Below are 11228 nucleotides of genomic sequence, written 5' to 3'. Positions count from 1 at the left end.
TAAAGATAATATAAAGATAATATAAAGTTGTTATCTTTACTTATAAAATACTACACATAAAAAATATCCTCTCTGTAAAAGGTTACATGTAATCTTTTGGTTTTTAAAAAAAACCACACGCTTTGTTTTTAGTTATTGATTTTATTTTGTTTATTTGTATATTTTTATTTAAGTTAAAAAGTACTCGCATTATTTCTGATTAAATAATAGACTAAATAAGCTCATTTTTAGTTAAAAAGTAGTTGTAACTTACCCTAATTTACCACCGGTGGCATGACGGGGAGGGGGCAAAGTTCAGTCTTGAAGTTAACTATTTACCTGAGATTGCCACCGGTGGCAAGGCTTAGGTGGATAGTTAGCTTTAAATAAAAAATAATTATCTTAAGGATTAAAGATGAATGAAAAAAATATTTTTAAACGTTCAATTGCTTCAGTAGCACTTGCAAGTACTCTGTTTAGCGGACATATCTTTGCAGAACAATCTGGTTTTTCTACGCAAAATGGTGGTACTACGGGTGGAGCCGGTGGTGGTGTTGTTAATGCAAGTACAGGTACTGATATCCATGCAGCAATTTGTAATCGCGCTTCAGATGATACGCCGTTGATTATTCATGTGCAGGGTACTATAAATCACAGTAACACCTTTAAACAAAGCGGTAGTTGTAATACCGCTGATGGTGTCATTGAACTAAAAGAAATCAGTAATATATCAATTATTGGTGTTGGTAGTGGCGCACTATTTGATGAACTAGGCATCCATATACGTAATTCTTCAAATATTATTTTGCAAAATTTACATGTGCGTAATGTTAAAAAGTCAGGATCACCTACTTCTAATGGTGGTGATGCAATAGGTATGGAAAGTAATGTCTCTAATATATGGGTAGACCACGTTACTTTAGAAGCTCAAGGTGGTGAAAGCGACGGTTACGATGCTTTATTTGATATGAAAGCAGACACAAAATATGTAACACTTTCTTATAGTATTTTACGTAATTCAGGGCGTGGTGGCCTAGTAGGCTCTAGCGCAAGTGATAACAATAATGGCCCTGTTACTTTTCACCATAATTTGTATGAGAATCTAGATTCTCGAGTGCCCCTATTTCGAGGGCGAGTCGGTCATACTTATAATAACTATTTTAATGGTATTAATAAATCAGGTATCAATTCACGTATTGGCGGAAAAGTTAAAGTTGATAATAATTACTTTGAAAATTCTAAAGATCCAATAGGTACTTTCTATACTGATAATATGGGGTATTGGGAAGTTAATGGTAATATTTTTGCTAATACCGTTGTTTGGACAGCTGAAGATACTGATAATCATCCAGCAGGGCCAAACCCTGTTTCTACAACGTCTGTCAGTATTCCTTATAGTTATAGTATGGATGAAGCAAACTGTGTGCCTGGTCTTGTTTTAGCAACCGCGGGTGCTAACAAAGGCATTACCTTTTCTGATGGTAGCTGTTCAGTTGTATCACCTAACCCAGATCCAGTTGAACCAGATCCGATTGACGGTGAAGTAGGTGAAAACTATTCTTTAACTGTAGGTTCAGATGGAAGCTCTAAATGAGCTGGCAGTTATGGTGTCGTGCGTGATGGAAACGTAAGCAGTTACTGGTCACCTAATGGTTCTACAGGCCGAATTTTTATTAAGAGTTTAACAAATCCCATTAATACGGTACGTATTATTGAAGCAGCAGGCTCAGAAGGTACCATTGATGCTTGGCGTTTAGTTAATAATTATAATGTGGCTATAACTTACTTTTAAATTAGTGGGTTAGATACATTTTTTATTTGGTTTATAGAAAATAAATTTTTGTGTTTTTATAATTTTCAACTAATATGGTTTGTTTTTAAATAAGTCATATTAGTTTTTAGTCGCTAATAAAGCTAAAAAGACATTGTCTATTTGTTCGAGTGATTCCTCCCATACTTTATTAGAACTTTCTACTGCAAAAAAAGATATTTCCTCAACTTAGTCGGTGAAATATAGCTTTGATCAAGTGTTTTTATCCGCCAATATATTGATAAGTAATAGCTAATTGAAAATATATCATTATATTAATTAACTGTTATAAACGTTCTAAATTGTGCGTTGACGACTGGCTAACCTGCTGATTTTATAATCGCTTGTTGCTGATGCATTAAGGTTTGACTGTACTCTGAGATAATAGAAAAAAGTGGATAAGGTATTAGTGTTGATATCTAACCTGAATTCGGTTTAAGAGACATTTAACAATTTTAAATATAATAAACATTATGTTATAGAATCTCTAGCTTGATAGTTTTACTTAATTCAAGGCAAATATCGCGTCAATAGCTGTTAGAACAACATTTGTTGAGCCGAACTCATATATGCTCTCCTCTCGTATTGGAAAGTTTAGCTCATCGGTCACAGGGACAGGGTTACTGTCATATATACGGTCTTTTAATGAAGTTTATTGCGGATGACCTCGATGTATTCCGCGCATATGACCTTATCAGGTTATCGGTATTTACTAGCTCTGAGCTCATCAGGTTTTCAATATGCAGGCTTTACCTGCTATACCGTCGTTTTGTTTTACCCACGCAATTCTTTGAAGAGCGGTTTACTATACTTGTGAATATTATTCACCGGAGGCGCTAATTGCCAAGCCATGCTCGCCATTTTGTTGGAATACGCTACACGATCAGTTATGCCCCGATTTTGAACAATTTTATTAATTCATTGATTCAATTTATCTGTTTTCATTTATGCTCGCGATACTACCGCTTTAGCCCCTTGAATTAAAAGACATCGATAACTGTCACACGTTTACTTATATGCCAAGCAGAGTATCTTTACCACCACTACTGTGTTGTCGTGGAACTATACCTATTGATGCTGAAACATCACGTCCTCGTCGGTAACCTGCACAAGTGCCTACTTCATTAAAGTAGGCACTTGATATCATGGGACCAAAACCTGGTATCGTTTGTAATCTCTGGCAAATAGGATTATTTCTTGTTGAAACCGTAATTGTTTTATCATAGATCTGAATACATTCGTCTAATGCGTTTAATTGCGATTGTAATTGAGACAGTATTACTTTAAACCCATCAGATAATAGTATTGTTTCACCGTCCAACATCAAAGAAATGCTTTTACGCACATGATTAACGCCTTGGGTTAAAAACAATACTGTATTCAGCTAGGCGTCCTCTTATTTGGTTGCATGACCCAGTTCGTTGCCTTATGGCTAATACTTTGCTTTATGTTGCGTTTGATTATCTTGCCGCTCCATTGATTTAATACCAACACTCTTATATATGTGGTTGCTTAGCTGCAACAGCAATTGCTAACGCATCGTTATAATCATTTTATTACCAATTAAAAATACTTCCACATGTTGAGGTGGAATAAGCTTCACAGTATGCACACCTCTCATTATTTCTCTTGCCCAATAATGAGAGGTGGCATAAATCTTCAAAGCAACAAGACATTTAGAATGACATTGAAAGAAAGCGAATACTTGTGCTTGCCTTAACATTTTTATTTTTTACAAGGCATCATTGCTCATTACAGCAAACAACATGAAGAAATCTTTTTGCTATGTCTAACCCTGTTGTTGTAATTTTCATTTTGGTGTTCTGCCATTTTGATTGTGGTTAACAACTTCAATCATGGTAAATAGCTACCGTATTGGGAGGAAACCATCACATCAGGTTATCTAGATAACTTTTACTGTTAATTGCGTTTTTCGGTACTGCTGTATAGTTCGAACTTACATAGTGAACTGAGATTGATAGCCATAGCTATTTTCTGGGGAGGGGGAGGTATAAAAAAGTCTTAAGGGGGAAGTAAAAAATCCCTCAACATTAATGTATTGAAGGATTTTACTCTTAGTTAAATTAGTTAAATTAGTTAAATTAGTTAAATTTTAATCATTCAATTGTAAAATCATCGATAGTGATTGTTGCATCGCTTTCCGTACGTATTGTTATAAATGATCTAGCTGAAGCAATTAGTCCATCTACCACATAAGTTTGACCTGGAATGAAGTCTTTAAGTGCTACTGAATAAAATTTAGAAGCACCACCGTTAATCGAATTGCTGCTACCTGATGTGTTGTTATCTACGTATATTTGGAAGTTTTTGTCGGTATTGCCAGCAACACTGATCACTTTGAACGACACTTGATAATTATTTGTTAAATCAAATAACCCCGTTGTGGTGCTATCATTTGCTGTGGTTGACACTCTAGGTGTGGTGTTGCTAATACTTACGCGAGCGCCTGTCATGGTTAATTCACCACCAGCTACTTCAACAGTGCCTGTGACACGATAGAATAATGGTGTATCACTACCGGCAGAGCCTGATAGGTCACGATAACTGTTACTAAAGAATTCATCGGTATTTGCTGCAGAGAAGTTTTCATTAAACGGTAAACCAATAGCTTCCTGCACTGGTGGCTCAGATGGGGTGCTATCAGTCACATCCGGAATAGATAAGCCACTTTGATCAATTCTACCGATACCAGCGTTAGAGATAACTTTAGTTTTTACATCTTGAACATCATCTAATACATAGTCATAAGGTACAACGTAGCTACTAGTAGAAGCGCCATTTTCTGCACTTAAATCGCCTGTTTCTGGTGTAGTCCACGTAACGGTATTCGCGTAGAAATTACCAGCAACACTCCAATATCCAACGATATCTGAGTAGAAGGATACGATCGGATTTTGAACATTTTCAAAGTAATTATTTTCAATAAGTAATTCTGCACCAATCCTAGAGTTGATTGCTGTAGAGCCAATATTATTGTAATAATTGTTATATAAATGACCAACGCCTTTTCTAAACAAAGGTAAACGTGATTCAATGTTTTCAAAACGGTTGTGATGGAAGGTGATTTGCCTTTCAGTATTGGTAGTCTCATCATCTTCAGTGTGACCATTTAAAGAAGCTTTCCAATGATCATGTAGATAGTTATAAGAGATAGTTATATTTTTGGCGCCACTTTTAGTATCAATTAAACCATCATAAACATCTTTTTTCGATGTATCACCATCATTCTCACTGTACAGTTCGTTATGATCTATCCAGATGTTTTTGGTTGTTGAACCATCATTATCACCTTCAACTGAAATAGCATCTGTTGGTGCTAAAACATGATGAATTTTTAAGTTTTGAATAATCACATTGTTCGCTCGACGAATCGAAATACCAACACCGTCTAATTCACCTCGATTATTAATACCAATAATAGACACATTATCCATATCTTTAACATCGATTACTGAGCTATTACCGTTATTAGCAACAGTGATGATTCCATCAACATAAATAGTTACGGGATTATTACTATTCTTTGCGGAAGCTAAAGCAGTTTTTAAATCATTACCGTTGGCAACCGTAATTGTTGTTCCGTTTTCACCACCGGTTACATTAAAGTTGTATCCGGCAAAACCATATTCAACAACAATAGGTGTAGCTTGGGTTGGTTCATCAGGTAGGATAGGGATGAGTAATGGCTGAGGATCCCAACCAGAACCACTATTATAAGCAGCAAATACTGCTGCACGGCTAGTATAGCTGGCAGCTTCATTATCAGATAACTCATAACCCCCAACCCGCGCTGAAATATCTAGTGGGTTACCATTAATGTCCATGCTGCCATATTCGCGCCAGCCACTTGTTGCTGTTGGATTTTCAGGATTTGGTGCAGGTTGACCATTAACACCTTGTACAGCCCAACCATCAATAGCAATATGTGTATCAATCTTGTTATTGATTAAGACCATGTTATCAAAGGCATCAGATTTGCCGCTACTACGTGCGAAATAAGTGGAGTAATCTGCAACGGTATTGCCAATTGGACCCGGTCCATTAGTAAATTCACCATTTAAGAAAACAAATCCAGGATCTGATTCAACCGGCGTTCGAGATTGTAGAATATAACCACCACTTGTTGGTGTATCAGAAGGGCCATTTTTAGAATCACCAAGGGTACGAATTTCACTTTCTTCAAATAGTGCAGCAGCAGGGTAACCCCAGATAAAATCAACGTTACCGGCAATTAATGAATTATAGAACCAAGCATAGCCTTTTACTAATAATGTGTCTTGCTCACTGATGAAATTCATATTATTAGCAACTAATCGATAGTTACTATTAAAATAAATAGCTTCTGCTTGATTAGAATAAGCGTTATCACGAATGTGTGAATTTTTTAAAGTGAAGTTATTTAGTACTAACATATCAGCACTTTCAACTAAAAATAAAGGACGTCCACTTGAACCTCCATTAAAGGTTTCATAGTTGTCATATTGAACAATGGTGTTTTCACGGCTTTCACCTTGAATAGTAATGTTATTTTGGTTTCGCAAGAATAACATTTCATTATAAATACCATCTTTAACCGAAATGGTCGCTGCTTCATCCTTACCAATGTTAGCCATTACATAAGTTAACGCACCTTGTACTGTTCTAAAATCAGCGACACCATCATCATCAACTAAAATGTTAGAACCGATAGGTGTTGTATATTTTGTCGTGAAAGTCCAATTACTGCTCTCACCAAGACCGTCAAAGTCGACACCATTCAATTTAGCGCCACTAACCACATCGTTACTGATCACAACATAATAGGTTTCACCGTAAGTTAGCACATCATTACGTGGGTCAATGTTGAGTGTTTTACCATCGTCAGCAACAGATAAAGGGGTGTAATTTAATGTACGCGTTTTATCTAGAGCGGATAAGGCATCAACATTTGCACCTTTTTTCATGTCAACTTTGAGTAAATCAACGATTGTGTCATCAGACGCTTTATAAATACGAACTTCACCTAAAGCACCTAACGTAATAGCATTATCAAAGGTAATTGATAGGCTGGTATCAACATATTGGTTAGTGCTACTGATTGTTGGTGCTACTTTGCTACTGAAATCACCGTATTCGGTTGTTGGCATAGCAAAGCCTGAAGCAACTGTCACATTAATAGTGCGAACAATATTTGAATCAGAACCAGATACAAAAGAGATAGTTGCTTCACCTTCACCGGTAGGGCTTAGTGTAATGATATTGCCTTCAATTGTTACAGCAACAGCATCAGGGTTACTTGACGTGACTGTAAAAGTATCTGCTGTTGAACCATCATCCTGGAAAGCGGCAACATTAACCACAAGCGGATCAGTAGTTGTCGTTGTATCCCATGAAGGATCTTTATAATCAAGCGTTAATTGAATTGGTTTAATACTTGGATCCCCCACTTTTAAGTTGTCTAATTCAAATGAACGGTTATTGGTGAAAAGCCCAATAAGACCTTTAGTTGTATAGGTTGAATCAGTTGTTGAACCCATTTTTTCGCCGTTTAAGTATAGAGTTAAGTCACCATCAATCATTTCAAAGCGAGTCGTATACCAAACACCATCTGCAGTACCGTCTTTTTCACCTAATAATAACGGTGATTTCTTTTGTACAGGACGGCTGATAGAACCGTTTGTTGAGATTGCTACTTCAACTTGTGTGCTACTTGAAGAGTTTTGAAGGTTTAAACCACCACCAAACCAATTACCAACACTGTCATAACGTGCCATTAAGTACAATTGCTTGTTAGCGGTAGTACTGTTTTGGCGTGGACGAATTGTTGCTTCAACAAAATAATTACCGCTATCAGGAACATTAGCCATTGCAGCATCTGTTGCTAAAACCAGCTCGCCACCAGCGCCACCTGCGGTATAACGCATAACGTTATTGCCATCTTCAAGTGTTAATACGTCAAAGTCACCAAGCGCAGTTGAAGCCTCTGTAGATGCTAAAATATTCCAGTTATTTAGGTTACCGCTAGTAAAATCATCACAGAAATATAACTCAGGCGCTTTTGAACAGGTAAAGGTTGTATCTTCAGGATCTTCTAGGTATTCAATACGTAAATTATCGATGACGACAATACCGCCACTTTCTGTACGTAATTGTAAGAAAGATGTTGGCGACCCAATGAAGCCTTCAATAGTCACTTCACCCGGAGTCAACTCTGCAATTTTAGTACTATAAAACTTAGAGTCACCACTATGAATCGATTTTGAGCTACTTGACGTATTGTTGTCGATGTAAACTTGGAAACTGTTTCCTTTATCATCAGTAGGTTCTTCAGCTGAGATTAAATCAAAAACGATGTTGTAAGGTTGAGAAAAATCAAACACACCTGTAGTGATTAAATCAGCAGCTGTGGTCTCAACATCAGGAGTGGTATTACCGATAGAAAAACGACCGCTATCAAGTTGTAATTGACCGTCAACAACGGTGACACCCCCCCCCGTTTTTTTATAAAGAGGAACCGTTTCATCAGCAGGTAGTGACATGTATTCTGCAGTAAAGAAGGCTTCCGAGGTGGTTTCAAAACCATCACTGTGAATTATTTTATTATCAAGATATTCGATACGTATATTATCTATCGTGACAATGGCGCCTCCTTCAGTACGGAATTGTAAAAATGAAGCCTCAGTTGCAAGTAAACCTTCAACTTCTAAGGTTTGACCAACAACTAAGTTAGCAAGATCAGATTTAAAAAATTTAGAATCGCCACCAAGGTGAGATTTAGAACTACTACTCGTGTTGTTATCAACATAGATTTGGAAATCTTTTGTCATAGTACTAATGCTGTCAATGGCTACAATATCAACAAAAACTTTATAAGGTCGGCTTAAATTAAGTGTACCTTGAGGTAGATCGCCATCAGCAGTATCAGTACCGGGGTTAGCGTCACCTATAGTAAAACGGCTACCACTTAATGTAAGTTGGTCATTGGCAAACATCATAGTACTACCACCACCGGTAACATTATATAATGGTGCAGTACTGTCTCCAGGTAATGACTTATACTCAGTAGTGAAGAAGGTTTCAGCGGTACTACCGGTAAAGTCTTCTTCTAGTAATACATTTTCGTTTACGTATTCAATGTGTAAGTTATTGAATTCAACGATACCATCGGTTTCTGTACGAATTTGTAAAAATGAGTTTTTAGTCGCTAATAATCCTGGAACCTTTAAGGTAGAATTCGGTGTTAAGGTATTAATGTCTACACTATAAAATTTAGAAGCCCCGCCATGCATTGATTTAGAGCTACTTGAAGTATTGTTATCGACATAAATTTGGAATTTTTTCGTTTCCGTTCCGCCTATAGCAATAATATCTAGCACAACATTGTAAGGACGACTTAAATCGAAAATACCGGTGCCAGCTGTATCCGCATCAGTAGTATCAACATCTGGTGTAGTATTACCAATGGTAAAACGGCCCCCATCTAATTCAATGCCTGAAGTAGTAACAGTTACCGTACCACCTGTTTTATCATACATTGGGATATCTGTACCTGTAACACCTGCGTTACCTGTTGTTGATTGGTACTCAGCGGTAAACAAGCTCGCCGTATCTGTTTGAGTGAAATCGGCAATGAAAGGTAAAAAGACATTAGGGATTATTTCTGGTTGCGGTTCTGGCTCAGGTTCTGGCTCTGGCTCAGGTGCATTTACAGCGTCATTAGGTATACCAAAACCGGCAACAGTATCAACGACTAAATTATCGATAGTAATAACACCGGCACTGTCAGTACGAATTTGTAAAAATGAATTTTGTACAAAAGGATTTAATACTCGAACTTCAGGATCAAGTTCTTTCGCTGCTGCAGCTTCAGTAGGATTATAAGTGTAACTAAAAGTTGTACCCCCAATGAAGTTTACGTTACTTATTGGTAGACTTAAAAACTTAGATGAAGCCCCGTGAACTGAATTACCTTCACTGGACGTATTATTATCAGCATAAAGAGATAATGAACCCGCACCTGCGCCACCACCCCCATGAGAGAGAACATCAAAGCTAATGGTAAAGCCCTGACTTAAGTTATATTGATGGCCACTATCAATATTTTCAACTGTATTATTACCACTTGTTATTGTAGCAGGATCATTATTACCAATAGTAAAACGTGCACCATTTATCGCGATTTCATTATTCTCTAAAACAGGTGTTCCACCTGTTTTAAAATAAAGAGGCGTGTCGCCACCACTAACTTTCTTGTAACCAGAAGTATAAAAAGAATCTTTATCAGTGGCAAACTCTTCTACTAATTCACGTGTTTCTTCAGCAGGTAACTCGGTTAAGCGTACTAGCTCTGCTTCAAGATTATTAGCACTCATTACCAAAGAATTATTAGCAGCAGTTTCGTTGTTATCACAATTCTGTGCATCTTCAGCAAGAGAGGCTGAACCATTAGTAATACATAAGCCATAAACTTCTGTTTCGGTATTATAAGACCGGCCAGTAAATCGGGTGATGATGTTATCTCCACCTTCAACTGGTTGCGTTAATGTTAAATGGCGATTCCCAAAAGAAAATTCATAGCTACCACTAGCAATGACAGTTTCACTGTCAAGCTGGCTGTATTGACCACTTGAATCTTCGGTTCCATCAGTAGGTGTAAATACAAACGTTTCGGTGATAATACTTGTAGGGGAGACAAATGCTCGATTTATAGTACCTGAAAATTTTAAAGGATCAAAAGCGTTCGGTTGGTTAACACTTAATTCATTATCGATATAATTAACAAAATTCTCAATAGCCGTACTTTTATCAATAATAGCCGTATTAACAGTCCCTGCATTAGGTAACCATGCTTCTAATTCAGTAGCAAAAGCTTCATCACTTCGATTAAAGAAATCATCGATAGATTCATCTTCAGCTAAGGTCATTGTTACTGCATCAGTTGCTTCTGGGCTAATAGAAATACCGTTGGTTGGATTGCCATCACTGTCTAATGTTTGCAGTAATCTTATTGTGTTAACAACACGTTGATTAAAAACGGTATCGGTGCCAAAAATTTGCATGGGTGTGATGAAATTACGGCCCGATGTTGCAGGAAATTCTATATCACCAATAAAGAAAGTAATTGAATCACCTCTGAAGTATTCGAAGTTACCATTGCTATCAGTAACACCGGTTATAGAATCTGTGATACCACTTGCTTCTCTATTTATACGATAGCCAAGACCTGCAACTGGTGCATCAATAAACTGACCTACAATAGGGGGTAATGGATCTTCTACAACATTAACTGTGCTTTCTGCACCACAACCTGCTAAAACAAGTGTTGTAAGTATGCTTGCGGTTATTTTATTTTTATTGTTCATACATCCCTCCTGAGGACGATTTAGTATGTCCAATTGCTAAGACACACCTTAATAATTAATATCAACATGATTTTATT

At 37.0% G+C, this 11228-nt stretch carries 3 protein-coding genes; 1 reads left to right on the top strand and 2 read right to left on the bottom strand.

What is annotated here, in order from left to right; genetic code table 11:
* The first annotated feature begins 394 nt into the window (after nt 1–394).
* On the top strand, nt 395–1573 hold the full coding sequence (locus H4J41_RS14530) for a polysaccharide lyase family 1 protein (protein WP_259364485.1): 1179 nt from the start codon (nt 395–397) through the stop codon (nt 1571–1573).
* Nucleotides 1574–2801: 1228 nt separating this feature from the next.
* On the opposite strand, the gene H4J41_RS14525 is transcribed toward H4J41_RS14530, so the two are convergent.
* Both H4J41_RS14525 and H4J41_RS14520 read right to left on the bottom strand, forming a co-directional pair.
* The gene (locus tag H4J41_RS14525) at nt 2802–2936 is read right to left on the bottom strand and encodes a transposase (protein WP_182136891.1); all 135 of its coding nucleotides are present in this window, start codon (nt 2934–2936) and stop codon (nt 2802–2804) included.
* 970 nt (nt 2937–3906) lie between these two features.
* Entirely contained in the window at nt 3907–11151 is a 7245-nt protein-coding gene (locus H4J41_RS14520; RefSeq protein ID WP_259364486.1) for a pectinesterase family protein, read from the bottom strand.
* Nucleotides 11152–11228: the final 77 nt, after the last annotated feature.

This window comes from Colwellia sp. MB3u-45 (assembly GCF_014077005.1).
Lineage (GTDB): Bacteria > Pseudomonadota > Gammaproteobacteria > Enterobacterales > Alteromonadaceae > Cognaticolwellia.
This window is presented reverse-complemented; position numbering and strand designations above follow the sequence as displayed.